The sequence below is a fragment of the Ekhidna lutea genome (genome assembly GCF_900188325.1).
Classification (GTDB): Bacteria; Bacteroidota; Bacteroidia; order Cytophagales; family Cyclobacteriaceae; genus Ekhidna; species Ekhidna lutea.
The window spans coordinates 557,672-584,058 of the sequence record NZ_FZPD01000004.1; the positions used below are offsets into that span (position 1 = coordinate 557,672).

28 protein-coding genes are annotated in these 26,387 nt (G+C 39.2%); 17 read left to right on the forward strand and 11 right to left on the reverse strand.

Annotated elements, in window-relative coordinates:
• Window positions 1-121: 121 nt before the first annotated feature.
• From CHB71_RS13655 to panC, 4 genes are all read right to left on the reverse strand, one after another.
• Window positions 122-814 (reverse strand): zinc metallopeptidase, encoded by a 693-nt coding sequence (locus CHB71_RS13655; protein WP_089357474.1) that lies wholly within the window; start codon window positions 812-814, stop codon window positions 122-124.
• Window positions 815-910: 96 nt separating this feature from the next.
• Window positions 911-1,897, reverse strand: coding sequence for a lysylphosphatidylglycerol synthase transmembrane domain-containing protein (locus CHB71_RS13660; protein WP_089357475.1), 987 nt, complete (start codon window positions 1,895-1,897; stop codon window positions 911-913).
• Window positions 1,898-1,905: 8 nt separating this feature from the next.
• Window positions 1,906-2,256: an aspartate 1-decarboxylase gene (panD, locus tag CHB71_RS13665; RefSeq protein ID WP_089357476.1), complete on the reverse strand. Its 351-nt coding sequence runs from the start codon at window positions 2,254-2,256 to the stop codon at window positions 1,906-1,908.
• Between the two features lie 6 nt (window positions 2,257-2,262).
• A complete protein-coding gene (panC, locus tag CHB71_RS13670; RefSeq protein WP_089357477.1) occupies window positions 2,263-3,114 on the reverse strand; it encodes a pantoate--beta-alanine ligase in 852 nt (283 codons plus the stop codon).
• A gap of 112 nt (window positions 3,115-3,226) precedes the next feature.
• On the opposite strand from panC, the gene CHB71_RS13675 reads away from it, so the two are divergent.
• The 7 genes from CHB71_RS13675 to CHB71_RS13705 all read left to right on the forward strand — a co-directional run bounded on the left by CHB71_RS13675 (window position 3,227) and on the right by CHB71_RS13705 (window position 10,709).
• Window positions 3,227-4,036 carry a glycogen/starch synthase gene (locus CHB71_RS13675; RefSeq protein ID WP_089357478.1) on the forward strand — a complete coding sequence of 270 codons (810 nt, stop codon included), beginning with the start codon at window positions 3,227-3,229 and terminating at the stop codon, window positions 4,034-4,036.
• Window positions 4,020-5,408, forward strand: a complete 1,389-nt coding sequence (locus CHB71_RS13680; RefSeq protein WP_089357479.1) for a DUF4270 family protein — start codon at window positions 4,020-4,022, stop codon at window positions 5,406-5,408. Before CHB71_RS13675 ends, CHB71_RS13680 begins: the two co-directional genes overlap by 17 nt.
• Window positions 5,409-5,424: 16 nt before the next feature.
• Window positions 5,425-7,263: a glutamine--fructose-6-phosphate transaminase (isomerizing) gene (gene glmS / locus CHB71_RS13685; protein ID WP_089357480.1), complete on the forward strand. Its 1,839-nt coding sequence runs from the start codon at window positions 5,425-5,427 to the stop codon at window positions 7,261-7,263.
• Window positions 7,264-7,272: 9 nt separating this feature from the next.
• Window positions 7,273-7,650: a RidA family protein gene (locus tag CHB71_RS13690; RefSeq protein ID WP_089357481.1), complete on the forward strand. Its 378-nt coding sequence runs from the start codon at window positions 7,273-7,275 to the stop codon at window positions 7,648-7,650.
• 70 nt (window positions 7,651-7,720) lie between these two features.
• Window positions 7,721-9,256, forward strand: coding sequence for a glutamate--tRNA ligase (gene gltX, locus CHB71_RS13695; protein ID WP_089357482.1), 1,536 nt, complete (start codon window positions 7,721-7,723; stop codon window positions 9,254-9,256).
• A gap of 4 nt (window positions 9,257-9,260) precedes the next feature.
• A complete protein-coding gene (locus CHB71_RS13700; protein WP_089357483.1) occupies window positions 9,261-9,443 on the forward strand; it encodes a hypothetical protein in 183 nt (60 codons plus the stop codon).
• Window positions 9,444-9,503: 60 nt separating this feature from the next.
• Entirely contained in the window at window positions 9,504-10,709 is a 1,206-nt protein-coding gene (locus CHB71_RS13705; RefSeq protein WP_089357484.1) for an NAD(P)-dependent oxidoreductase, read from the forward strand.
• A 53-nt stretch (window positions 10,710-10,762) separates the two neighbouring features.
• Here the strand turns inward: CHB71_RS13705 and CHB71_RS13710 are convergent, their stop codons facing one another.
• Both CHB71_RS13710 and rho read right to left on the reverse strand, forming a co-directional pair.
• The gene (locus tag CHB71_RS13710) at window positions 10,763-11,827 is read right to left on the reverse strand and encodes a hypothetical protein (RefSeq protein ID WP_089357485.1); all 1,065 of its coding nucleotides are present in this window, start codon (window positions 11,825-11,827) and stop codon (window positions 10,763-10,765) included.
• Window positions 11,828-11,935: 108 nt separating this feature from the next.
• Window positions 11,936-13,519, reverse strand: coding sequence for a transcription termination factor Rho (rho, locus tag CHB71_RS13715; protein ID WP_089357486.1), 1,584 nt, complete (start codon window positions 13,517-13,519; stop codon window positions 11,936-11,938).
• Between the two features lie 247 nt (window positions 13,520-13,766).
• On the opposite strand from rho, the gene serS reads away from it, so the two are divergent.
• Together serS and CHB71_RS13725 are read left to right on the forward strand one after the other, a co-directional pair.
• A complete protein-coding gene (serS, locus tag CHB71_RS13720; protein WP_089357487.1) occupies window positions 13,767-15,050 on the forward strand; it encodes a serine--tRNA ligase in 1,284 nt (427 codons plus the stop codon).
• A gap of 39 nt (window positions 15,051-15,089) precedes the next feature.
• Window positions 15,090-15,536 carry a GNAT family N-acetyltransferase gene (locus CHB71_RS13725; protein WP_089357488.1) on the forward strand — a complete coding sequence of 149 codons (447 nt, stop codon included), beginning with the start codon at window positions 15,090-15,092 and terminating at the stop codon, window positions 15,534-15,536.
• Here CHB71_RS13725 and CHB71_RS13730 read toward each other — a convergent pair.
• Entirely contained in the window at window positions 15,533-15,838 is a 306-nt protein-coding gene (locus CHB71_RS13730; RefSeq protein ID WP_089357489.1) for a DUF4286 family protein, read from the reverse strand. The genes CHB71_RS13725 and CHB71_RS13730 overlap by 4 nt on opposite strands.
• A 92-nt stretch (window positions 15,839-15,930) precedes the next feature.
• Between CHB71_RS13730 and CHB71_RS13735 the strand changes: the two genes are divergently transcribed.
• The 6 genes from CHB71_RS13735 to CHB71_RS13760 all read left to right on the forward strand — a co-directional run bounded on the left by CHB71_RS13735 (window position 15,931) and on the right by CHB71_RS13760 (window position 21,063).
• On the forward strand, window positions 15,931-16,821 hold the full coding sequence (locus CHB71_RS13735) for a MerR family transcriptional regulator (protein ID WP_089357490.1): 891 nt from the start codon (window positions 15,931-15,933) through the stop codon (window positions 16,819-16,821).
• 311 nt (window positions 16,822-17,132) lie between these two features.
• Window positions 17,133-17,639: an RNA polymerase sigma factor gene (locus tag CHB71_RS13740; RefSeq protein ID WP_089357491.1), complete on the forward strand. Its 507-nt coding sequence runs from the start codon at window positions 17,133-17,135 to the stop codon at window positions 17,637-17,639.
• Window positions 17,629-19,125: a phytoene desaturase family protein gene (locus tag CHB71_RS13745; protein ID WP_089357492.1), complete on the forward strand. Its 1,497-nt coding sequence runs from the start codon at window positions 17,629-17,631 to the stop codon at window positions 19,123-19,125. Before CHB71_RS13740 ends, CHB71_RS13745 begins: the two co-directional genes overlap by 11 nt.
• A gap of 8 nt (window positions 19,126-19,133) precedes the next feature.
• Window positions 19,134-19,976 carry a phytoene/squalene synthase family protein gene (locus CHB71_RS13750; protein ID WP_089357493.1) on the forward strand — a complete coding sequence of 281 codons (843 nt, stop codon included), beginning with the start codon at window positions 19,134-19,136 and terminating at the stop codon, window positions 19,974-19,976.
• A 48-nt stretch (window positions 19,977-20,024) separates the two neighbouring features.
• Window positions 20,025-20,471, forward strand: coding sequence for a sterol desaturase family protein (locus tag CHB71_RS13755; RefSeq protein WP_089357494.1), 447 nt, complete (start codon window positions 20,025-20,027; stop codon window positions 20,469-20,471).
• Window positions 20,472-20,571: 100 nt separating this feature from the next.
• A complete protein-coding gene (locus CHB71_RS13760; RefSeq protein WP_089357495.1) occupies window positions 20,572-21,063 on the forward strand; it encodes an NUMOD4 domain-containing protein in 492 nt (163 codons plus the stop codon).
• Window positions 21,064-21,201: 138 nt separating this feature from the next.
• Here CHB71_RS13760 and rpmA read toward each other — a convergent pair whose 3' ends face one another.
• Both rpmA and rplU read right to left on the reverse strand, forming a co-directional pair.
• Window positions 21,202-21,462, reverse strand: a complete 261-nt coding sequence (gene rpmA / locus CHB71_RS13765) for a 50S ribosomal protein L27 (RefSeq protein WP_089357496.1) — start codon at window positions 21,460-21,462, stop codon at window positions 21,202-21,204.
• A 6-nt stretch (window positions 21,463-21,468) separates the two neighbouring features.
• Complete coding sequence (gene rplU, locus CHB71_RS13770) at window positions 21,469-21,780, reverse strand: 50S ribosomal protein L21 (protein WP_089357497.1); 312 nt, start codon at window positions 21,778-21,780, stop codon at window positions 21,469-21,471.
• Window positions 21,781-22,201: 421 nt separating this feature from the next.
• Here rplU and CHB71_RS13775 point away from each other — a divergent pair, with 421 nt between their 5' ends.
• A complete protein-coding gene (locus CHB71_RS13775; protein ID WP_089357498.1) occupies window positions 22,202-23,197 on the forward strand; it encodes a ribonucleoside-diphosphate reductase small subunit in 996 nt (331 codons plus the stop codon).
• Between the two features lie 36 nt (window positions 23,198-23,233).
• On the forward strand, window positions 23,234-25,633 hold the full coding sequence (locus tag CHB71_RS13780; protein WP_089357499.1) for a ribonucleoside-diphosphate reductase subunit alpha: 2,400 nt from the start codon (window positions 23,234-23,236) through the stop codon (window positions 25,631-25,633).
• A gap of 50 nt (window positions 25,634-25,683) precedes the next feature.
• On the opposite strand, the gene CHB71_RS13785 is transcribed toward CHB71_RS13780, so the two are convergent.
• Together CHB71_RS13785 and CHB71_RS13790 are read right to left on the reverse strand one after the other, a co-directional pair.
• Complete coding sequence (locus tag CHB71_RS13785) at window positions 25,684-26,070, reverse strand: type II toxin-antitoxin system death-on-curing family toxin (protein ID WP_089357500.1); 387 nt, start codon at window positions 26,068-26,070, stop codon at window positions 25,684-25,686.
• Window positions 26,070-26,294: an AbrB/MazE/SpoVT family DNA-binding domain-containing protein gene (locus tag CHB71_RS13790; RefSeq protein ID WP_089357501.1), complete on the reverse strand. Its 225-nt coding sequence runs from the start codon at window positions 26,292-26,294 to the stop codon at window positions 26,070-26,072. The genes CHB71_RS13785 and CHB71_RS13790 overlap by 1 nt, the downstream gene beginning before the upstream one ends.
• Between the last annotated feature and the right edge of the window lie 93 nt (window positions 26,295-26,387).

A 26,387-nucleotide genomic window follows, 5' to 3' on the forward strand; every position in this document is an offset into this window, starting at 1 on the left:
CTTGTGCATCCATGACTGATTACTAATGCCAAAAAAAAGTCCAAGTCTAAAAGACTTGAACTATAAAAAAGTCTTTAATCTTTCAGAGAATTAGGACAATTTTTTTATCCATGCAACTTACCTAATCCCTATTTCCCAGAAATATCATCACATAGTAAAGGAGAGTTGCAAGAGCTCCTAAAGCAGCAACCAGGTAAGTAGAAGCAGCAGCATTCAAAGCATCTTTCGCCATCTTATGCTCTCTGTCATCCACTATGTTTCGATCTTTAATCCACGCTAATGCACGATTACTTGCATCATACTCTACTGGCAAAGTAACAAAAGCAAACAGGGTGAAAACACTATAACAGCCAATGATTACCAGCAATGCCGTTTGCATCGGAATGACTTGAGGTAAAAAGAAAAAACCAAAAAACATCATCATAAATACGGCATTGATCACTTTGGCACTAACATTTTGAACAGGAACCATTGCTGATCTAAACTCCAGCCAGCTGTATGCTTTAGCATGCTGTACTGCGTGCCCGCATTCGTGAGCTGCAACCGCTGCTGCTGCAGCAGACCTTCCGTTATAAACATCGGCACTTAGATTTACCGTTTTGGTTGCCGGGTTATAGTGGTCTGTCAGTTTCCCTTGCACAGAGGTGACAGTGACATCATGAATACCATTATCCCTAAGCATAAGCTCTGCAATTTCCCGGCCCGACAAACCTGACCCGAGGGTCACCTGCGAATACTTTTTAAACTTGTTCTTCAATCGAGAGCTAACTGCCCAGCTAGCAATCATGAACACTACTATTATTACAATCAGCATATTCTTTCTTAGTTAAAATCTATTAATTTTTATAATCGTCTTACGACAATCAATCTGTGGAAGTTACCACCATTTTCAGGCCAATCTAAAAATCTGTCAATTTGTCGTTTTTCGTCCAGAAGAACGTCTAATCATGAATGATATTACCAGTGCAATCCCTCCGAATAAAGCAATCGCTACAATCTGAGAGGTGTGTAGTAAGGTTGCTAAAAAAATGCCGGTAGTCTGATCTACAGAATATAGTAGTAGCATCCCTGCAATCATTCCATGATATGTTCCAAAACCACTTTGAACCGGAAGTGAAAGTGCTATTCCTCCGGTTATTAAAAGCATAAACCCTGCCCCCAACCCTAGGTGGGCTGTTTCAGGCAGAGAAAAAACAATGATGTAAGACATTAAGTAATAAACTACCCAAAGCACGATAGTTGAAGCAATAAAAGCATATGGTTTTTTAATCTGTCTGAGTGATAAAAGTCCGGCCATAAAGCCTTTCAGCAAATCTGCAAATCTACCTTTCAGCCGCTCTTGATTTTTGATAAATAATGCCAAAAGCAACACACCTAAAACCCCGACAGAAATAATAGCAATAACCATATAATTAGGGATGCTTAAATCCTGATAGGCCTGGCTTAAAAAAGTAAACAGTCGGTCTGACTCAACAATCAAACTAATTAAAATCAGTATGATTAGCGTGAGTACATCAATGATCCTCTCAGACACCACGCTTCCAAGCGCAGAGGGAATAGCTACTTTATCATTGCGATTTAACACACCGCAGCGGGTGATTTCACCCAGTCGCGGTAAAAGTAGGTTTGCCAAATAGCCAATTAGTACTGCAAGTGTAGTTCTTGATGTTTTAAGCTTATAACCAAGAGGCTCAAGGAGGATATTCCACCGATAAGCTCTTGCAACATAAGCAACAATAGATAAGATTATTGAAGCTACAACCCATCTATAATCAACACTCTCTGCCCGCTCCCAAAAGTCTGCCCAGTCAACTTTTTTAAATACAAAGTAGAGCAATAGACCTGCTAAGCCTACACTTAATAAGATTTTAAGAAGTGAAAATAGTTGCTTTGACATTTAGGATTTTAAGAACTCAGTCGGTTCTTTTCGTCTGGAAATATGACCACCGGCTCATGATTTTTCACTTTCTCATGCTCAATAGAACAGTAAGAGATAATGATAATGATGTCTCCGACCTGAGCTTTGCGAGCGGCAGGTCCGTTTAGGCATATTTGACCTGAGCCCCTCACTCCTTTTATGACATAAGTTTCAAGTCGCTCACCATTGTTTATGTTAACAATTTGTACCTTCTCGTTTTCGACCAGGTTTGCAGCATCCATTAAGTCTTCATCAATGGTAATAGAACCCACATAATGCAGTTCTGCTTCAGTGATTTTAACCCTATGAATCTTTGATTTGAGTACCTCTATGAACATTCCCTTCTATTTGAGCCGCAAATATAAATTATCAATTAGTCTTACGCCTTCTACATAACCTGCAACACATACTGCAAGTTCATTAAGTTCATCATAATCATCTATTGGCTTTAAGTTTTCAGCATTTACCGCCTCTATATACTCCAGTTCAAATTCTTTTTTCTCGTTATAAAGAGCTTCAGCTTCAACCAATAGGGATTTCAGCGGAATTCCCTTTTTAACTCCATTTTTAATCAGTTGCAGGCCGCTAAAAATGACCGTTGCACTATTCAGCCCATGTGATGAGAGTCTTCTATTTCGAGAAGATAAAGCCAACCCAGACTCTTCTCTCACGGTTTCTACGCCTATAATCTCCGTTGGGAAATTTAAGTCTACACACATGGTACGGATCAATATAAACTGCTGTAGATCTTTTAACCCAAAATATGCCCTGTCAGGTTGTACTATATGCAAAAGTTTTGAAACAATCACCCCCACCCCCTCAAAGTGACCTGATCTATACTTGCCCTCCAGCGATTGTGCCAAGTATCCAAAATCGACAGAAATAATCGGCTGGGTAGGGAATAACTCTGATTCGTTCGGACAAAAAAGAATATCTACCTTCTGATCATTCAATAGTAAGACATCCTCCTCCAGAACACGAGGGTATTTCTTCAGATCCTCGGCATTATTGAATTGTAGTGGGTTGACAAAAATGCTTACAACCGTAACCTCATTTTCTTCCACCGACCGCTGAATAAGTGACTGATGTCCTCTATGCAGAGCGCCCATTGTGGGGACAAATCCAATGGATTTACCAGCTATGATATAGGACTTTAAACTAGCTGAGAGCTCACTTGCGGCGCTGATTTTGCGCATAGCGTTGATTAATTTAATTCGCTAACTTATTGAATACGTTGATAATAAATCAAAAAAATGGTAAATTTGTGCTCATTTTTAGGTCCCATCAAGAAATTAATCAAAAGCACTTATGGAAAATATTAGAATCCTCTATGTGGCAAGCGAGATAAATCCATTTCTCAAAACCACAGAAGTAGCGGAGTTTGTGAGAAGGCTACCCCAGGCTATGCAGGAAAGGGGAATGGAAATTAGGATTTTAGTTCCAAGATTTGGTCTCATTAATGAGAGAAAAAACAGATTGCACGAAGTTGTCAGATTGTCAGGCATCAACATTGCCGTTGGTGATGAAGAGAAACCATTGGTTATCAAAGTAGCATCCATCCCTAATGCTAAACTTCAGGTTTATTTCATTGATAACGAAGATTATTTCTATAGAAAGTCCGTATTTTTTGATAAAGAAGACAACTTTTTTGAGGATAATGATGAGCGAGCGATATTCTTTTGTAAGGGTGTGCTTGAGACGGTGAAAAAACTTGGATGGTCTCCGGATATCATTCACTGCAATGACTGGATGACAAGTTTAATTCCTTTGTATACCAAGACAACATACAAGAATGACCCTATTTATAAGGACTCAAAGACCGTTTTCACAATTTATAACAATCGTTTTACGCATAAATTCGGTGATGATCTGTTAGAGAAGGTAAAAATGATCGATATTGACGATCAAATGTTGGATCCATTAAAAACAGCAGACTATGATGGCTTTGTAAAGCTTGGCATGCAATATGCGGACGCTGTGATTAATGCCAATGAAGAAAATACAGAAAGCTTCAAAAAGCTTATTGCAGATCTTGGAGACAAGAAAACGGACACGATTGAAAAGAATGATGATTTTGAAGAGTCTTATTACAACTTATACAATGAACTTATTGGCTAAGAAACGCTTAGTTAAAAACATATTAAAACCGGGATTGATAATTTTGATCCCGGTTTTTTTCGGCTGTGAGACACAAAATGATATCGGGATCAAATATGACCTTGGGTCTGATGCCAATGTGAAATTTATTGAGTTTACACTCCCTGCATCAAACATTTATATTGATAGCTTGAGAACAGATGGAGAGAACAGAATTCTGGTAGGTAGCCAAAACGATCCTTTAACCGGCTCAGTTGCTGCTGAGGGATATTTTGGCTTCTCCTACGAAAGTGGGCCAATGCCTCGTCCTAAAGCAAGCACCGAGGTTCCAAATCCACAGGACACACTGAAGATGGATTCTTTGCTGGTTTTTTTTGAAACCGAATCAACTATACCGCTGAGAGGTAATACATTTCAGGAGTTTGGCTTATATGAACTCCAGGATAGCCTTGAAAATTCTGCTATTTACTTAGCATCATTAGAACAAGTGAAGGGAACACAAATAGGAAGTTTCTCTAAGTCTATCAATGTAGCTACCGATACGCTATACCGACTGAAGCTTGATCAAATGTATGCTGAATCATTTTTTGATTATTTAAGTGAGATCGCTGGAGACACCAATCGATCAATAGGATCTACTGTGTTTAAGTCACTTGCGGTTGTGCCAGGGTCTTCATCAGAAAGTATTGCATCCCTAAGTCTTTCAAGCGACACCACAAAGATGTTTTTATATACATCTCCTGTTGACCCGGACGCAAAGGATACTACATATATTACTTCTTTTCGCTTTACTGGAAAACACTACACTTACCTGGATAGAAACAGATCAGGATCAAGCTTTGATGGAATTGAAGAAAAACAAAATTTCGACCTTCCGGATGGAGAAACGATTATTGATCCTATTACGGGTATAAGCACAGCGTTTTCATTAAATCAATTAGACGATTTTTTTAATGAGAACAGAAGTATATTAATCAATAATGCTTCGGTTACGTTTGAAATTGAATCAGAAAACAATAGAGATACCCTTATTTCAGTGCTGAATTTCTTCAGAAAACCAGATGAAGGAATTTTTGGCCCTGCAAAGGCAAGTAACCCTTTCGGTAATATTGTGATGGCGGATGAAGGTTATTTTAGCCTACAATCAAGTCCGGCAAGAGGTTCTCTAAACAGTGACAAAAGTAAGATTTTAATGACCTCTACACTTTTTTATCAAAGCCTTTACAGACAATATCTGGAAGGGGATAGTCTTGCATTCAGGAACCCGTCCTCCAACAGTATTGTTGATATCGACGATTTGGTGATGGTTAGTGATGTTGATGTGACGCTTCAACGAACTATTATAAAACCTGAAGGAATTAAACTAAGATTATACTACACCGAAGTAGAATAATAAAACCTCTTTTATAATGTGTGGAATAGTAGGATACCTAGGAAAGAAAGAAGCTTATCCAATTTTAATAAATGGTCTTAGGCGACTTGAGTATCGAGGTTATGATAGTGCCGGTGTTGCACTTATGGAGGGTGATGACTTGGTAGTTCGTAAAAAAGAAGGGAAAGTCAAAGAGCTTGAAGGAATGAGTTCCGAAGAAACCTTTAAAAGTATCATCGGTATTGGCCATACCCGATGGGCAACTCATGGAGCACCAAATGATGCAAACGCTCACCCCCATCTTTCAAATAGCGGAAATCTGGCATTGATCCATAATGGGATTATTGAAAATTATGGAGCACTAAAGGAAGACCTTAAACACAGAGGATATTCATTCAAAAGTGATACAGATACAGAGGTTTTTGTCAACTTCATTGAAGATATAAAGACAAGCGAAAATCTATCTCTTGAAGATGCCTTAAGAGTTGCTCTCTCTAAAGTTGTAGGAGCATACGCAATTGCGATTATCTCCAAAGAAAATCCAAACAAATTAGTTGCTGCTCGCAAAGGCAGCCCGCTCGTTATTGGCTTAGGCAAAGATGAGTTTTTCGTTGCTTCGGATGCAACACCAATTATTGAACACACCAATGAAGTCATCTACTTAAAAGATGAGGAGATTGCCGTAATGGAAAATGGAGAATACTCCATAAAAGATGCAAAAGATATACCTCAGACTCCTTATATCCAGACGCTTGAGATGGAGTTGGAGGCAATCGAAAAAAGTGGGCATGATCACTTTATGCATAAGGAGATATTCGAACAACCAATATCGATAGCCGATTGCATGCGAGGAAGACTCAATGCTGAAAAAGGGGAATTAACTCTGGGTGGGATACGAAACTATGCGAAAGCCCTTGAAAATGCCGAGCGAATAATAATCATTGCTTGCGGGACATCATGGCATGCTGGTCTAGTGGCCGAGTACGTGTTTGAAGACCTGTGTCGAATCCCGGTAGAGGTTGAGTACGCTTCAGAATTCAGGTATAGAAATCCGGTAATAAAAGAAGGTGATATTGTTATCGCGATCTCACAATCTGGTGAAACAGCTGACACCTTAGCTGCCATTGAACTTGCTAAAAGTAAGGGTGCAATTGTACTCGGTGTAGTGAATACTGTGGGATCATCCATTTCAAGAGTGTCACATGAAGGCGCATATCTTCATGCAGGACCTGAAATTGGTGTTGCGTCCACAAAGGCATTTACTGCACAACTGACGGTTCTGTATATGATTGCGTTGAAAGCTGCTTTCAATAAAGGAACCATTGCGGAAAATAGATTTAGAGAGCATTTAAGAGAACTAAGCTTAATTCCAGCAAAGGTTGAAAAAGCACTTAAGACTAATGATAAAATCGAAGAAATATCCGATCTCTTTAAAAATGCAAGCAACTTCCTTTATTTAGGACGTGGATATAATTTCCCTGTTGCGTTGGAAGGCGCTCTAAAACTCAAAGAAATCTCATACATCCATGCTGAAGGCTATCCTGCTGCTGAAATGAAGCATGGACCTATTGCGCTTATTGATGAAAATATGCCTGTGGTAGTGATTGCAACCAGAGATAGTAGCTATGACAAGGTCGTATCAAACATTCAAGAGGTAAAAGCCAGAAAAGGAGTTGTAATTGCGATTGTAACTGAGGGAGACTCACTTATCCCAGGAATGGCAGACTTCACAATCGAAGTGCCAGCCACTCATGAGTCATTAATGCCTCTTGTTTCCGTTATTCCATTGCAACTATTGAGCTATCACATAGCTGTAATGCGTGGAGCCAACGTTGATCAACCCAGGAATTTGGCAAAATCCGTCACTGTAGAATAACTTTCAGGTATGAAGGAGATTATCAACTCACCAAAGGCACCAGCGCCTATCGGACCATATTCCCAAGCAATTAAATCTGGAAATACACTTTATGTTTCAGGTCAAATTCCAATTGATGAATCAAATGGATCATTGGTTGAAGGATCAATAGAAGAGGAGACTGAGCAGGTTATGAAGAACCTTGGGTATATTCTTGAAGAAGCCGGACTTACCTTTGAACATGTACTCAAATGCTCCATTTTCGTCTCTAGTATGGATAATTTTGGACGGATCAACGAAGTATACGGAAAATACTTCCAGAACAACCCTCCTGCCAGAGAGACGGTAGAAGTGAGCAAACTACCTAAGGGAGTGAACGTAGAGATCTCCTGCATTGCAACATTTTAAGGAATAAAAGCCCAAACCTTAACTTTCCATTTTCTGATTCTTATTTTTGCGCTCCAATCAGAACGCATATATGGATAACGTAAGAGTCAGGTTTGCACCAAGTCCCACAGGTGGGTTACATATCGGGGGAGTAAGAACTGCCCTTTTCAACTATCTCTTTGCCAAAAAACACAATGGTACTTTTATTTTAAGAATAGAGGATACAGATCAGACTCGATCTGTTGAAGGAGCGGAAGAGTACATAAAAAATACACTCGATTGGTGTGGGATCAATCCCGAAGAAGGGCCTGATCAAGGAGGGGAATATGGCCCCTATCGACAGTCTGATAGAAAAAACATTTATAAACAATATGCAGAGAAGCTGATTGCGGACGGGAACGCCTACTATGCATTTGACACCCCGGAGGAATTAGAAGCGATGCGTGAGCGACTGAAGGAATCTCGCGTAGTAAACCCACAATACGACACAGTCACCCGAACCACCATGAAAAACTCGCTTACGCTTTCGGAAGAAGAAGTGAAGCGTAGAATTGACAATGGTGATCCTTATGTCATTAGAATCAAAATTCCTAAAAAGGAAGAAGTTCGCCTAAATGATATGGTGAGAGGATGGGTGATGGTCCATACGGAAGTTTTGGATGATAAAGTGCTGATGAAGTCTGATGGGATGCCAACCTATCACCTTGCTAACATTGTGGATGATCACTTGATGAAAATCACACATGTGATCCGTGGGGAGGAATGGCTACCGTCTGCACCTCTTCATGTTCTTTTGTATCAGTTTTTGGGCTGGGAGGATGAAATGCCACAGTTTGCCCACCTTCCACTCATACTCAAACCGGATGGGAATGGTAAGCTTAGCAAGAGAGCAGCAGATAAAGCCGGGTTCCCAATTTTCCCATTGAACTGGAAAGACCCGGGAAGCAATGAAGTTTCAGTTGGCTTCAAAGAGACTGGTTTTTTGCCGGAAGCCATGGTTAACTTTCTGGCTTTTCTTGGATGGAACCCTGGTACTGAACAAGAAATTTTCTCTTTAGAGGAGCTGGTTAAAGAATTCTCAGATCAGCGAATCAATAAAGCCGGAACCAAGTTTGACTTTGACAAAGCTAAGTGGTTCAACCAGCAGTACATTAAGGCAAGACCATCAGAGGATTTTGTTAGTGGACTTATCGAAGATTTAAAAACGAAACACGATATATCATGTGATGCTGATACAGCTATTAAAATTATTGACCTTTTAAAAGAGCGAGTTACTTTTCAAAGTGAATTTGCTGCAAATGGGTTAGTTATATTCCAGGCACCATCATCATTTGATGAAAAAGTCCTAAAGAAGAAATGGAAAGAAGATACTCCCGAAGCTCTCAGACTTTTTGCTGAAAAGCTTCAGCATCAAGATGAAGTTGATGCAGAAGCAGCTAAATCGTTATTCTGGGAAACATTAGAAGCTTCAGATTACAAACCCGGTCAATTCATGCAACCCTTAAGGCTTACGCTTACCGGAGAAGGTTCGGGTCCTGATCTTATGGCTATCATTGAAATACTTGGAGGAGAAAAGGCAGCTGAGCGAATTTTATCATCAATATCTTTGTTAGAGAATCAAAGCTGAAGCTATGAGTAAAAAAGAAAAAGCACGTGTACACAAAGATTTAGATGGTTTGGAGCTAAATGTAGACTCATTTGGTGAAATATCGTCAAACATGCCTATTGATCAACTCAATAAGTTTCTTAATAAGAATGTAGAAGACAAGAAGCTAAAAGATAGGGATGATTTGGATAAACTGAAGAAAGACTAAATCCCCTTTTTTTACCTCAGTGCTGATTGACTATTTTCGCACTCATTTCAAGATGTGCATATGAAAAAGATCGGTATCATTAAAGAGGGCAAAGTTCCTATCGACAGAAGAGTTCCCCTTACTCCTCAGCAAGCCAAGCAATTAAAAGAAAATTTTGATGTAGAAGTAGTAGTCCAGAGCAGTGATATTCGCTGTTTTTCCGATGACGACTATAGAAATGCTGGCTTATCAATTGTTGAGTCGGTAGAAGATTGCGACATTATCCTTGGTGTCAAAGAAGTACCAATGGATAAACTGGTACCAAACAAAACGCACTTCTTCTTTTCTCATACCATCAAGAAGCAGGATTACAATAGAGATCTACTCAGAACTATACTTGATAAAAACATCCAACTTATTGACTGGGAAACCCTCACCAATGAAAATGGAAACAGAATCATTGCATTTGGTCGGTGGGCTGGGATTGTTGGAGCCTACAACGGACTCTGGACGTATGGAAAAAGATACAACCTGTTCAACTTAAGAAGAGCACATGAATGTTTTGATTACGAGGATTTAAAAACTGAGTATACAAAAATCAAGCTCCCCAATATCAAAATTGCACTCACCGGTGGTGGGCGAGTTACAAAAGGAGCGATGGAAGTACTGCTTGGTGCCGGAATAAGCCAGGTGACTCCTCACGAATTTTTAACAGAACGTTTTGAGGAGCCGGTATTTACTCAACTAAATTCGAGAGATTATAACAGGCGAAAAGATGGAGCGGAATTCCATCGTAATGAGTTTTATAAAAATCCAGAACTATACGAGGGGGACTTTTTAAAATATGCAAAGGTGACAGATGTATTGATTGCCTGTGCTTTTTGGGATCCGGCTGCCCCAGTACTTTTTCATCGAGAAGATATCATCAAAGATGATTTTGATATCCGGATAATTGCTGACATCACATGTGACATTGAAGGCTCAATTCCTTCAACAAAAAAACCTAGCACCATTGATGATCCCATCTATGATTATAACCCAAGTGATGACGAAGTAGAACAAGCACTCACAGATGAAGGGAATATTACTGTAATGGCAGTGGATAATTTACCTTGTGAATTGCCAAGAGATGCCTCTGAGAGCTTTGGAAATGAGTTAATTAATAACGTAATCCCTCCCCTTTTAGGAGATGATGAGAAGGGTATAATCAGTCGAGCCACCATCACTAAAGCTGGGGCATTGACAGAAAAATATGATTACCTTCAAGACTATGTTGATGGAAAATAAAAAACCACCCAGATAAAAATACCTGGGTGGTTTTGAAAGAAAGCTTCTAAAGCTTAATCTTCAAATTCCTCGAATGTTTCTTCAATTTCCTGTAACACCGGCTCTAGAATATCCTCAAGATTTTCTTTCGTTCCATCTGAATATTCTACGTAAGCCACATAGTCTTCAAACCCAGGTTCAATTTCTTCTAGTTCAAAGACAATATCACCAACTTTAGTGTCGCCGGAGAATAGTGCAAGATTTATAAAGTCATTCGGATCAGCATCTTCTGGAAGATCTCTCACATCTACATCGCCACCTATTTTCAAATCTCTGTAAGTAACAGATCCTTCGAAATAAACAGGTTCTTCTTTTTCTGCGGATTCAAACTCTACACTTAAATCAATCGCAACGATCAACTCATCGCTGATAGAAATAGAGCTCAGGATTGAGGACTTTTGAGCAAAAGTGTCATCAAAGCTTAGCTCAAAATTGAATGGTGAAACAAAAAGCGAGACCTCCGCTTTTTCTGGAGCACCAACACTAGACCAATTTACTTCAAAGTCTAATTCAATAACTGTAGTTTCGTCTACTTTAACGTATCCTACTATAATAGATGGTAAGTAATACTCATCTACATACTCACCGTGATCTTCCGTGATTTTAACGAACTCAAGCGCTGAGATTTTCAATTCAGCGTTATTTGTTTCAGAACCTTCTGTTGGGAATTTCACAATGAAAAACTCAGACTCTGCTTTATCAAAATCACCAATTTCAGGATTCCATTCATACAAACCCTGGATGTCCTCCAAAGAAGTCACATCGTCATTGCTTGTCCTTGCAGCTGGTCCATTGACAAAGTATTGAATGATGAGATTCAATCTCCCTTTTGTCCATTCTTTTTCGCTTACCCTTCCTCCAATCACTGCAGAGCCTTCCAATAAGTTCGCGAAATCAATCACCGCCTGCGCTCCATCAGATTCAACTAATGAAACCACATCGTCTCCAAGCTTGTCAGCCGAGTTATTGACTAAAGCCTTTGCATCATCTGCTGTTAAATCAACATTTTTTTCATCATCATTATTACATCCGGAAAGGATGAATAAGCCGAGTAGTAATACTCCAAGTAGTTTTTTCATAGTGATAGAATTTTACCTATTTATAGATTTAGTGTAATTATTTGATGAGGCATAAAAAAAAAGCCAGACCCCCAAGTCTGGCTTTAGAATTACTTTTTCTTCGACGAACTAGCCATTCATACTGACCAAGAACTCATCATTATTGGCAGTTCCTTTCATTTTGCTGAGCAAGAATTCCATCGCTTCATTACTATTCATATCTGACATGAACTTACGAAGTATCCACACTCGCTTAAGTTCTTCAGGATCCATCAATAGATCTTCACGTCGAGTACCTGATGCCGGAACATCGATTGCAGGATATACTCGCTTATTAGAAAGTTTTCTATCAAGCTGAAGCTCCATGTTTCCAGTTCCTTTGAATTCCTCGAAGATTACCTCATCCATTTTCGAACCCGTCTCAATCAGTGCAGTAGCTATGATGGTCAATGATCCTCCATTCTCTACATTTCGGGCAGCTCCGAAGAATCTTTTAGGCTTGTGAAGCGCATTTGCATCCACACCACCAGAAAGAATCTTTCCTGAGGAAGGGACAACAGTATTGTGCGCCCTTGCTAACCTAGTGATTGAATCAAGTAGGATAACTACGTCGTGACCACACTCAACCATTCGCTTCGCTTTCTCAAGCACCATGTTTGATACCTTGACGTGCTTATCAGCCTGCTCATCAAAGGTAGAAGCAACCACCTCTCCTTTTACTGAACGTGCCATGTCTGTTACTTCCTCAGGTCGCTCATCTATAAGCAATACCATCAGGTAGCACTCAGGATGGTTCTCCGCAATCGCGTTCGCAACATTCTTTAGTAGTACTGTCTTACCAGTCTTAGGTTGAGCTACGATCATCCCTCTCTGTCCTTTTCCTATTGGAGAGAAAAGATCTAAAATTCTTGTGGAGTAATTGTCCGCTTTAGTGCTAAGGCTCAATTTCTCCTGTGGAAAAAGAGGAGTCAGGTATTCAAACGCAACTCTGTCTCTTACTTCTTCAGTAGTCTTACCGTTTACGGTTTCTACTTTCAGTAGAGCGAAATATTTCTCTCCATCTTTCGGAGGCCTGATTTGACCTTTTACAGTATCCCCTGTTTTCAGCCCAAACAACTTAATTTGAGAAGGAGAGACATATATATCATCCGGACTAGCCAGATAATGGTAATCGCTTGAACGAAGGAAGCCATAGCCATCCTGCATAATCTCGAGCACGCCTTCATTCTCAATTACACCATCAAACTCTTTGATTTCTTCGTTGTAAGCCTCTTTCTTTCTGCGCTTTTCCTGTCGCTCAGCTTCACGCTCAGCTCGTTGGCTATCTCGCTCTTGCTTTTCCTTGTTGTCGCCATCACGTTTGTCACCATCACGTTTGTCGTCTTTTTTATTGTCCTGACGAGGTGGTTTGCCCTCTTTCTTTTCAGGCTTATCGTCCTTCTTATCAGCCTCTGGTTTATCCTTTTTAGGAGCCTCTTTCTTTGGGCGCGGCTTTTTATCAGATTTCTCCTTTGGAGCTTCTGCAGGAGTTCCTCCTAAAGAATCATTTTTAATTTTTTTGATTTCGCCTTCCGGCATGCTTGCTTGCTGATCCAGGATAGCGTAGATAAGATCCTGTTTTGCTAGCTTCTTAAAGTTCTTAATTCCTAGTTTCTCTGCTATCTCCTTTAGTTCGGATAGCAGCATTACACTAAGATCATCTAGTGTGTACATAACTGTGTATAAAAGTGGGTTTCAAAATTTAACTTGTAATAAAAGTTCCGAAGTTTTCGGGGTAATCGTCTGTTTGCTTTTGTTAAGCAGAAAAACCCGGCTGAGTTTTTCACGGATTGCTTCGCAATAATAGACTATCCCATACTATTTCACAAACAACACGAAAAAATTTAGCTTTTATCAATTCCTACACTATTTCAACTGAAAATCATTTTTCTTTGCGGACTGATTAAAAAGAGACATTCCAATGCTGCAGGTTGCAACAATAAAAAACAATCTTGACAAATATGTAAACGGTCTTCAAAAGAGAGGGTTCAAAGGAGCTGAAGAGCTTTTGAACGATGTGCTCACTCTGGACGAAAACCGAAAACGAATTCAAGGTGAACTGGATGAAGTCCTTCATGAGTCAAACAAGATTGCAAAAGAAATTGGGCAATTGTTTAAGCAAGGAAAAAAGGATGAAGCTGAAAAGGCCAAAACTAGAACCTCAGAGCTGAAGCAAAAGAGCAAAACGCTAACAGAGGAATTGAATGGCATAGAAACCTCATTGACTAAACACCTCTATAATATCCCCAACATTCCACATGAATCAGTGCCCGTTGGAAATACTGATGAGGATAATGAATTAGTTAAGTTAAAAGACAAAAACATTCCGAATTTAGGTGACCACAAAAAGCCTCACTGGGATCTTATTGAAGAGTATGATATTGTAGACTTTGAGCTTGGCAATAAAGTAAGTGGCGCAGGATTCCCCTTTTATAAAAAGCAGGGTGCCCGAATGGTGCGTGGCATGATTAATTACTTTCTGGACAAGGCAGCTGAAGCAGGATATGAAGAAGTTCAACCTCCGGTAGTCATCAATGAAGCTTCCGGTCTGGGCACTGGTCAGCTCCCTGATAAAGAAGGTCAGATGTATCATATGGAGGCAAATGACCTGTATTTAATTCCCACTGCTGAAGTTCCCATCACTAATATGTATCGTGATGTCATCTTAAAGCAAGATGAACTTCCTGTAAAGCATACAGGTCATACGCCTTGCTTTAGAAGAGAAGCAGGGTCATGGGGCTCACATGTTCGTGGACTAAATCGTCTGCATCAGTTTGATAAAGTTGAGATCGTTCAGGTAGTGGAGCCTGAAAAATCATACGAAGTTCTTGATGAAATGGTATCACACGTTGAGAACCTGATTAAATCCCTTGGCCTTCCTTATCGGATATTAAGACTGTGCGCTGGCGACTTAGGCTTCACCGCTGCGATCACCTATGATTTTGAAGTGTACTCTGCCGCGCAGGAAAAATGGCTGGAGGTTAGCTCTGTATCTAATTTTGAAACCTATCAGGCCAATAGACTTAAACTCAGAATCAAAAACAAAGAGGGTAAAAAAGAGCTGGCGCACACCTTAAATGGTAGTGCCTTGGCACTACCTCGTATTATGGCAGCTATTCTTGAGAATAACCAAACTGGTGATAGCATCAAAATGCCTGAAGTATTGCACCCTTATTTAGGTTTCAAGGAGATTACTAGGAGATAAAGCGTTGAGTTTAAAATTGAGGTTTCGTACTTTAGAGATATGATTAAAGTCAGAAAAGGACGAAAAGAAGATTTACCGAAAATACTTGAATTAATTAAAGAGCTGGCGCTCTATGAAAAAGCGCTGGAACAGGTAAAAAATTCAGTTACGCAGATGGAAGTCGATGGGTTTGGTGACAATCCGGTGTTTGGGTTTATTGTGGCAGAAGAAAGCGATACCATTATTGGCACCTCTATATACTATTACCGATACTCCACATGGAAAGGGAAGAGACTTTACCTTGAGGATCTGGTTGTTACCGAATCAAGAAGAGGAGACGGTGCAGGTAAATTACTTTTTGATGCCACATTAGAAATAGGACGCAAAACTAACTGCACTGGGATGATGTGGCAGGTACTTGACTGGAATGAACCAGCGATCAATTTTTACAAAAAGTACAATACCCAATTTGAAGACAACTGGGTCAACTGTAACATAGACTTCTAAACTTCCTCCAGAACTGTCCTGAAAGCTGCCATCTTTGTGCCGTATCGGATGATAGACTTTTTTTGAATTTTGGGAGCGACTGTATCCAAATAGGTTTCCAGATGTCCCAGCGTTTCAGCCATGTATTGAATGGCGTAGGTGGTTCCTGTATCGTCCTCCCCTTGAGATAACATTTTCATCATTCGATAATCCGTAAAAAAGCCCGTATCCATGACCTCAGGGATATGAGTTTCTTTCATCCAGTCGATCCAGTCCTTTTCTACATCTGCATCTATATTGACGGTAACATTGTATAATATCATGAGGGCTTTTATTAGGTTTGGCAAAGTAAGAAAACGGATTACTTACTACCTCAGTTTTAAAACATTTTTATTTAATACCGGTTATTGTGGGCATGAGCGTTTATTCTATTAAAGACCTTGAACACCTGTCAGGAATAAAAGCACATACAATACGTATTTGGGAGCAACGCTATAAGCTTTTCTCTCCACAGCGAACTGCTACGAATATTCGCTATTACAATGACAATGATCTTAAGTTAATCTTAAACATTGCCCTCTTAAAAAATCACGGCTTCAAAATCAGCAAAATTGTGGCAATGCCACAAGAAGTGATTCAGGATGAAGTACGAAAAGTCGGCTTAGCCAATCAATCGTTCGATGAAAAGATCAGCACGCTTACGCTAGCGATGGTTGAATTGGACGAAAACTTATTTACAAAATCAATTGATACTTGTATAGCTAAATTTGGCTTTGAAGATGCCATGCTTCGAATTGTATATCCATTTATGAGAAAGATTGGAATCTTATGGCTTTCCAATTCGATCAACCCTGCGCAGGAACACTTCATCTCTCACCTTGTACGTCAAAAGCTAATTGCCAAGACAGATGAAATAGACATGAATACAAAAGGCCCACTCATACTTCTATTTCTCCCTGAAGGAGAATTACATGAGCTGGGATTGCTCTTTGCAAATCTTCAACTTCGTCAAAATGGAATAAAGACAATCTTTTTTGGACAGACTGTACCACTGGAAGCACTCGAAGAAGTGTATAATCAATTGAATCCCGAGTACATGTTAACAGCAATGACTACAGCACCTAAGCCCTCCGAAATTCAGAAATACGTAAACACGCTCAGTTCAAAGTTCGAAGATTGCTCAATCTACATTACAGGAGGTAGAATTATTGATCAGGACATTGCACTCCCCTCTAATGTCTCTATTCTGAATCAGCTTGAGGATTTAATTCAAATTACACAAGACGTCACCAACAGCAAGTCTTAATTAGTAGATCTTTCAATGCTAGCCAAAACCTTCTCCTTGTGAGCTGCAAGCGCTTGAAAGCTTAATTGCAAGATATTTACGTATGTACTTACGTGGAATAATAAATGCAGAAATTGAAAGTATTTCTGCAAAAATCGTAGCTGCGTGTTTCTCTTCTTTGAGTGAGAAAATTAAACAAGTGGTTTTTGTGAATCATACTTTGAAAAAGAAAGACTTTTCAAGCTATTCACATTTTGTTTAATTTTTAAATTTTTTCATTAAACAAATTTTATTTATATTTGTTTAACTTTTATAATTTAACATTAAACATTATGACAGCTTTAGAATTCGGTTACCAGATTGATAACTTAACAAGTTCACTGAAGCCGTACGCATTGAAACTCACCAAAGACGGTGAAAAAGCTAATGACTTGCTTCAGGATACCGTATTTAAAGCATACAGCAATAGAGATAAATTTCAGGTAGGCACCAACCTAAAAGCGTGGATGTATACCATCATGCGAAATACCTTTATCACCAATTACCAAAGGATGGTAAGGAGAAATACATTCATTGACACTACTGAAAACAACCATTTCATAAATTCATCCAGTGTTACCATTGAAAATCAAGCCAAAGGAAATTTTGTCATGAATGACATAAACATGGCCTTGGATGGATTAAAGGATATGTACAAAATACCTTTTAACATGTATTTTAGGGGATTCAAATATCATGAGATCGCAGACAAGCTCGAGATTCCGATTGGTACTGTGAAAAACAGAATACATATCGCCCGTAAGGAGCTTAAAAAAGGTTTACAAGTATATGCCAACTAAAAGTTTTCATAGTAGAGTAGTAGTGATAGGGGCCGGTTTTTCCGGCCTTTCTTGTTCCTGCCACTTAGCAAAAATGGGTTATCATGTGACCCTACTAGAGAAAAACAATCAGGCGGGAGGAAGGGCAAGGAGCTACTCTGACAATGGATTTACATGGGATATGGGTCCTTCCTGGTACTGGATGCCAGATGTGTTTGAGCAGTTTTTTAATTCATTTGATAAAGAGGTATCCGACTATTACCAACTAGATCGCCTTAATCCTTCGTATCGGATAAAGTTTAAAGATGATACCATCGATATACCTGCTTCAATGGCTGAACTGGAAGAACTCTTTGAGCGCATTGAAAAGGGAAGCAGTAAAAAGCTGCGGTCTTTCTTAAAGCAAGCCAAATACAAATATGATGTCGGAGTAAAAAAACTGGTTTACAAGCCAAGCAGATCACTCCTGGAGTTCGTAGATATTAAACTGCTACTTGGTTTACTTAAGATGGATGTTTTCACCTCCATTGCTAAACATGTAAGGAAGCATTTTAAAGATGAACGACTAATTCAACTAATGGAATTCCCAATTCTATTCTTAGGAGCAACAGCAGAAAACACACCCGCGCTTTATAGTCTCATGAACTATGCAGATCTTTCATTGGGTACGTGGTACCCCAAAGGAGGAATGAATTCGGTGGTTAAAGGGATGGTAACGCTTGCTGAGGAGCTTGGAGTTGAAATAAAACTCAATGCAGAAGTAACAAACTTCACGTTCAGTGGCAATAGCATTTCGGGTGTAAGCACTGCAAATGAGACGTATCAGTGTGATACTGTAGTAGCTGGAGCAGATTATCACTTCATTGATCAGCATATTTTACCAGAATCATTTCAAAACTACAGTAAGAAATACTGGGACTCCAGGGTGCTGGCTCCTTCTTCCCTCCTTTTTTACATTGGTGTAGATAAGGAGTTGCCCAACCTTCAACATCACACCCTTTTCTTTGACGAAGACTTCAAACAACACGCGAGCGAAATCTACGATCAACCTCAATGGCCAAGTAAACCTCTTTTATATGTTTCCGCCACTTCCAAAACGGATGATTCAGTAGCACCTGAAGGAAAAGAGAATTTAGTGGTACTTATTCCTGTTGCTCCGGATATTAAAGACACAGATGAAACCAGGGATCATTATTTTCAATTGATCATGAATAAGTTGGAAGCATTTACAGGTGAAAATATCAGGGATCACATCATTGCTAAGCGTAGCTACGCTCATAAGGAATTCATTGAAGACTATCATTCTTTTAAAGGCAATGCATATGGCTTGGCCAATACGTTGAAACAAACAGCCATACTAAAGCCCTCTTTAAAAAATAGAAAGTTGAAAAACCTGTATTATACCGGTCAACTCACAGTGCCAGGTCCCGGCGTACCACCCTCATTGATCTCAGGTGAGGTTGTCGCAAATGAAGTAGCAAAAGATTTTCCTATTTTTAAATCTTAAGCGAGCAAATGGAGAACCTGTATACCCAAACCGCATTTGATTGTAGTAAGCTGATTACCAAAGCATACAGCACTTCGTTTTCTCTGGGAATTCGTACACTCAATAAGAAATATCATTCTCCCATTTACGCTATCTATGGATTTGTAAGATATGCGGATGAAATCGTGGATACTTTTCATGAGCACGATAAAAATGAATTACTAAAGCAGTTCAGGTTAGACACCTACAAGTCAATTGAGGAGAAGATCAGCTTAAATCCCGTCCTTCACTCTTTTCAAAACGTGGTAAACAAATATCAGATTGATCATGATCTCATAGAAGCATTTTTAATAAGCATGGAAATGGATCTCAGTAAAAAAGATTATGATGATCCGGAATATAAAAAATACATATATGGAAGTGCAGAAGTCGTTGGGTTGATGTGCTTAAAGGTGTTTCTGGATGGAAATGACAGGAAATATCAGGAGTTGCTAGAACCTGCTAAACACCTTGGAGCTGCTTTTCAAAAAGTCAATTTTCTTAGAGATATCAAAAGTGATTTTGATGAGAGAGGTCGAGTTTACTTCCCGGGAATCGATTTCAATCAATTCACAAGAGACGAGAAAAGAAGAATAGAAAAGGATATTCAAAATGACTTCCAGGAAGCCCTTAAAGGAATAAAAAAATTACCCAACGGAGTTCGGGCTGGAGTGTATCTGGCTTACATCTACTACACAGTGCTATTCAAAAAGATTACTCGCCTGTCACCCGAAAGGATTAAAAGTGAACGGATAAGAATTCCTAATGGGAAGAAGTTTCTGCTACTTGTAAAATGCTACTTTCTTCACAAGTTCAATTTTATTGTCAAGTGAACAAGATTAACTTTGATTGAGTTATTAGTTTGTAAATCAAATTAATGAATGACAATAATTAATATTTTAATTGTTATAGGGACTTTCCTGTTTATGGAAGGAGTGGCATGGTTTACGCATAAGTATATCATGCATGGACTTTTATGGAGTTGGCACAGGTCCCATCACAAAGTTCATGACCATGCATTTGAAATGAATGATCTGTTTGCAATTGTATTCAGCATACCGTCAATTTTAACTATCTATATTGGGTATAACAATTATCAAGAATTTTGGTGGCTATTATTTGTCGGCATAGGCATCTTTTGCTACGGAGTTTTCTATTTTATTTTTCATGACATTATAGTTCATCGAAGAATAAAAATTCCGTTTAAAGCGAAAAACAAGTACATGAAGCGAATTATGCACGCACATTATATACACCACGAAAAACATTCCAAAGAAGGGGCCGAGGCGTTTGGATTTCTATACGCTCCTAAAAAGTACCAGAAATAACGTTTTTATATTATCATTTGATAATAATGTGACGAATCGTTACATTTGATTATCATTAAGAAATCGGCTTCTTTTTAATAAACCAAAAAAAGCGAATTAAATGGCAGATCAAAAAAAAGAAGAAGAGTGGGGACCAATAGAAGGGTTCTCGAATTACGAAATTTCAAATCGTGGTAAGATCCGAAGCAAGAGCAGAAAAGTATGGCACAAGGGCAGCAAAACTCACATGAAGCTACGTGGCAAACTTATGCGTCAGCGATGGAATAAAATTTGTAAATGTTATTTCCTTGATTTGATAGACGACAATGGTAAGCGAAGAACCGTTTATCCACACAAGGAAACAGCAAAGGTATTTGTGAAAAATGGTAGTCCGGAGAAGACCATGATCATCCACAAAGACAACAACCCTAGAAACAACTACTTTGAAAATCTGGAGTGGAGAACCAAGTCAGAGCATATGAAGTGGCAGTTTGAAGTTGGAAACAAGAACAACTACAAAGTTTGGAAAACCAGGAAGAAGAGGTATAAGAATGGCTTTAAGCCAGACACAGTGCTTCCAGGCAGGCCAAAGAAAAATAAAGAAAAAGCCTAGAGAGGACAAACGAGTAAGGGGTTCCAAGTGGAACCCCTTTTTAATACTCTAACTAACCTAACCTAAAATCGCTTAACGCAATATTCTACCTGCACCAAAAATATTGGTGTAATCAAATAAATATTATTCCGGTATCAATTATTGAGCAGATGGCTCAATACTAACGTAAGATCTGTCTTTCTTGCCTTTGTGGAATTTCACAACACCATCTGCCAAAGCAAATAGTGTGTGATCCTTGCCAAGACCTACGTTATTTCCAGGATGGTGTTTTGTACCTCTCTGGCGAACAAGGATGTTACCAGCAATAGCTTGCTGACCGCCGAAGATTTTTACACCAAGTCGTTTACTTTCAGACTCTCTTCCGTTTTTCGAACTACCTACACCTTTCTTGTGTGCCATGAGATTTTATCCTTTAATGTCTTCGATCAAAATTTTAGAAAACTGCTGACGGTGACCATTTCTCACTCGGTAGCCTTTTCTTCTTTTCTTTTTGAACACGATCACCTTGTCGTCTTTCACATGCTCAAGAATCTTTGCAGAAACTTTGGCTCCTTTTACAGTAGGTGCTCCTACTTTCACCTTGCCATCGTTATCTACAAGTAGCACTTTATCAAAGTCTACTTTTGCACCCTCCTTACCTTCCATTAGTGGAGCGTAAAGGAATTTGTCTTTCTCTGCTTTATACTGCTTCCCAGCAATGTCTACTATCGCGTACATTTTATCTTCTTTTGAAAAAAGGATTGCAAAGATACTATTTCAATATGAATATCCAAACATGGGGTGTAGATAAAATCATGTTAAAATATTTTTAATTTTTTTTTCACTTTTTTTTACCCCTATTTATGCGTGTTTTCCTCAAAGTAGCAATTACAAATTTGCCTCCTAAATCACTAAAATACAATTCGTTATCATAAATTTTTAATATCCAAATTACACCTTACTCACCCGTAATAACTGCTTGGATTTTCGCATCATTTTGAACACATTTGTAAACAAGCCGCGAGAAAAAATAAACCACTCTTAGGGCTGTATCCCAAGACTTAAAAAAAGTTTGAAATAAGCACACTTTATTCGTGAGCTTAGGGGTGTTTTATTGTTTAGGAAATAGACTAAAAAACTATTCAGAAAACAGAGATTTATGAGCGACACAACAGCACATGCAGACGAACCTATCCTTAAAGAGAATAAAGACCGCTTTGTTCTCTTTCCAATTCAACACAGTGACATCTGGGAATACTATAAAAAAGCAGAAGCTAGTTTTTGGACCGCAGAGGAGATTGATCTAAGTCAGGACCTTAAGGACTGGAACAACACCATGAACGATGATGAAAAGCATTTCATCAAACATGTATTGGCATTCTTTGCTGCTAGTGATGGTATCGTTAATGAAAACCTGGCTGAAAACTTCGTTGCTGAAGTGCAGTATACAGAGGCTAAATTTTTCTACGGCTTCCAGATTGCAGTGGAAAACATCCACTCTGAAACCTACTCCTTATTAATAGATACGTATGTAAAGGATCCTAAGGAGAAAGACTACCTCTTCAATGCCATTGAAACAATGGATTGTGTGAAGAAAAAAGCTGACTGGGCATTGAGGTGGATTGATGATGGATCGTTCGCTGAAAGATTGGTGGCATTTGCTGCAGTAGAAGGCATATTTTTCTCAGGTAGCTTTTGTAGTATCTTCTGGTTGAAGAAAAGAGGCTTGATGCCTGGCCTGTCATTCTCAAATGAATTGATATCAAGAGATGAAGGACTTCACTGTGATTTTGCATGCTTACTATATACAGATCATGTGAAGAATCAGCTTCCAAAAGAGACCGTTCAGAAAATCATTCAGGATGCAGTAACGATCGAAAAAGAATTTGTAACTGATGCACTCCCTGTAAAACTAATCGGTATGAACTCTGACCTGATGTGTCAGTACATCGAGTTTGTAGCGGATAGATTGTTAAATGAACTGGGATGCGAAAAAGTATATAACTCAACCAACCCGTTTGACTTCATGGAGATGATTTCCCTTCAGGGGAAAACAAACTTCTTTGAGAAAAGAGTTGGAGAGTACCAGAAAGCCGGAGTAATGGATGGCGATAATAGCGGAAAATCCAAGTTCTCTCTAGATGAAGACTTTTAAAGAATTTATGTGTAATCACCTTATCACAATAGCCCTATGTTAGTAGTAAAAAGAGACGGAAGACGAGAGTCCGTAAAATTTGACAAAATCACAGCTCGGATTGAAAAGCTGTGTTATGGTTTAAACGCTGACTATGTAAAGCCAGTAGAAATTGCCAAGAAGGTAATTGATGGGTTGTATGATGGTGTGTCTACCATCGAATTGGACAACCTTGCAGCTGAGACAGCTGCAACAATGACGACACGCCACCCTGATTTCGCGAAGCTGGCAGCTAGAATTTCAATATCAAACCTGCATAAGGTTACGGAGACCTCATTCTCAAACACTATGAAGAGAATGTATGAGTTCATTAATCCGAAAACCGGAGGAAATGCAGCATTACTTTCTAAGGAGGTTTACGGAATCATTCGAAAAAATGCAAAGAGACTGGATGATGCGGTTGATTACGATAGAGATTACAACTACGACTACTTCGGCTATAAGACATTAGAGCGTTCATACTTAATGAAACTTGATGGCAAAATTGTGGAGCGTCCACAACATATGCTTATGAGAGTTTCTGTGGGTATACACGGTGAAGACATTGATTCGGCTATTCAGACGTATAACCTAATGTCAGAAAAGTGGTTTACACATGCCACTCCTACCCTTTTCAATGCCGGAACACCAAAACCTCAGCTTTCATCTTGTTTCTTACTTACCATGCAGGATGATAGTATCGATGGCATCTACGATACATTAAAGCAATGTGCGAAGATTTCACAATCTGCCGGTGGTATTGGTTTAAGCATTCATAATGTAAGAGCAACGGGTGCGTATATCAAAGGAACCAATGGTACTTCCAATGGAATTGTGCCAATGCTTCGAAACTTTGACATGACTGCCCGGTACGTTGATCAGGGTGGTGGAAAGAGAAAAGGAAGCTTTGCGATCTACCTGGAGCCATGGCATGCTGACATTTTCGATTTCCTTGATCTTAGAAAGAATCACGGTAAAGAAGAGATGCGAGCAAGAGACTTGTTCTATGCACTTTGGATTCCGGACCTTTTCATGAAGCGAGTAGAAGAAAACGGTGATTGGACTATCATGTCTCCAGATGAATGCCCCGGACTCTACGAGGCGTATGGTGATGAGTTCGAAGCGCTCTATGAAAAGTACGAGCGAGAAGGCAAAGGAAGAAAAACTATAAAGGCACAAGACTTGTGGTTTGAAATTCTTGAAGCACAAATTGAGACAGGTACTCCTTATATGTTATATAAGGACGCAGCTAACAAAAAATCGAACCAGAAAAACCTGGGAACCATCCGATCCAGTAACTTATGTACCGAGATCATGGAGTACACTTCTAAAGATGAAGTGGCTGTTTGTAATCTGGCTTCCATTGCTCTTTCAAGGTTTGTTATAGATGGCAAGTTCGATCATCAGAAACTTTATGAAATCACTAAAGTGGTGACTCGCAACCTGAATAAGGTAATTGATGTGAACTACTATCCTGTCCCAGAAGCAAGAAATTCCAACATGAAGCACCGTCCTATTGGTATTGGTGTTCAGGGTCTTGCTGATACATTCTTACTTTTGAAAATGGCTTTCGAGTCTGAAGAAGCAAAGAAACTGAACAAAGAAATCTTTGAAACCATCTACTATGCGGCTATGGAAACATCCATGGAAATAGCACAGGTAGAAGGTGCGTACGAAACATTTAAAGGATCCCCTGTATCTAAAGGAGTGTTCCAGTTTGATATGTGGGGTGTAACTCCGGATTCTGGAAGATGGGACTGGACAGACCTGAAGCAAAAAGTGAAGAAAAATGGGGTGAGAAACTCATTACTTCTCGCACCAATGCCAACTGCCTCTACTTCTCAGATTCTTGGAAACAATGAGTGCTTTGAGCCATATACTTCAAACCTCTACCTAAGAAGAGTACTGTCTGGAGAGTTCATTGTCGCTAACAAGCACTTAATGAGTGAACTGATAGATCTAGGCCTTTGGGATGATCGAATGATGAATCGAATCAAAGCTGAGAATGGTTCAATTCAGAACATTGCCGAGATTCCGGACGAAATCAAAGAAAGATATAAGACCGTATGGGAAATCTCACAGAAGGCAATCATTGATATGTCTGCTGACAGAGGAGCGTATATCTGTCAAAGCCAGAGCTTGAATATCCACCTGCAGGATGCCAATTTTGGTAAGATGACTTCTATGCACTTCTACGCCTGGAAAAAAGGATTGAAGACAGGCATGTACTACTTGAGAACGAAAGCGGCTACTGACGCAATCAAGTTTACCGTATCAAAAGAAAAACAGGAACAGCCAAAGGAAGTTACAGCCGTTCAGACGGCATCAGCGACTCAGACACAAGCACAGATTGATCAGCAAGCTGCCATGCAGTGTTCACTTGACAATCCGGATGATTGTGAGATGTGCGGTTCTTAACATAAATAAGTGTAATTCTAGCTTTAGAAAAGCCCTGATTTCATTTGAAGTCAGGGCTTTGTTTTTAAGTGCTCTTGCAGCCATGTAACAACCTCATTCTCTTGAATGTTTCCTGCTGCTAATTCTGTGATAAAGATCACGACTTCTTTCTCATCAATTTCAATATCTACCTGATTGATCAACAGAAAAGTTATAGCAGAGATGAAACCAGTCCGCTTATTTCCATCCTGAAAGGGGTGGTTTCTAATAATACCGAAGGCATATGCCGCTGCACACTCAATTAAAGAAGCGCTTTCATATGCATGAAGGTTTATTGGTCTCGCTAATGCTGAATCCAATAGTCCTTCATCCCTGATTCCAACAAGTCCTCCATGTTCAGAAATTTGCTCATTATGAATACTGTAAATCAGCTTTTTCGTTAACCATTTAATTTCCATTACTTAGCCAACTCCCTCAAAGCATTTCGATATTTCTTCATCACTTTTTTAGCAGCATTCATTTGCTCCTCAAATTCCACATCATAGGCTGTCAGCTCGATTCCATTAGGAGTATCCACAAAAAAAATTGTGTCTCCCTTCTCTACTTTTAATTTTTCCATAATCTCTTTTGGAAGTACCACTCCCACTGAAGATCCAATCGTTGTTACTTTAGCCTTTCTCATAACACAAAATTATAACAATTATTATAACGATGATTACCCTGTTAAAGTTATATTTCATCTACGTATAATTATGTAAATTGCTTATCACTAAAA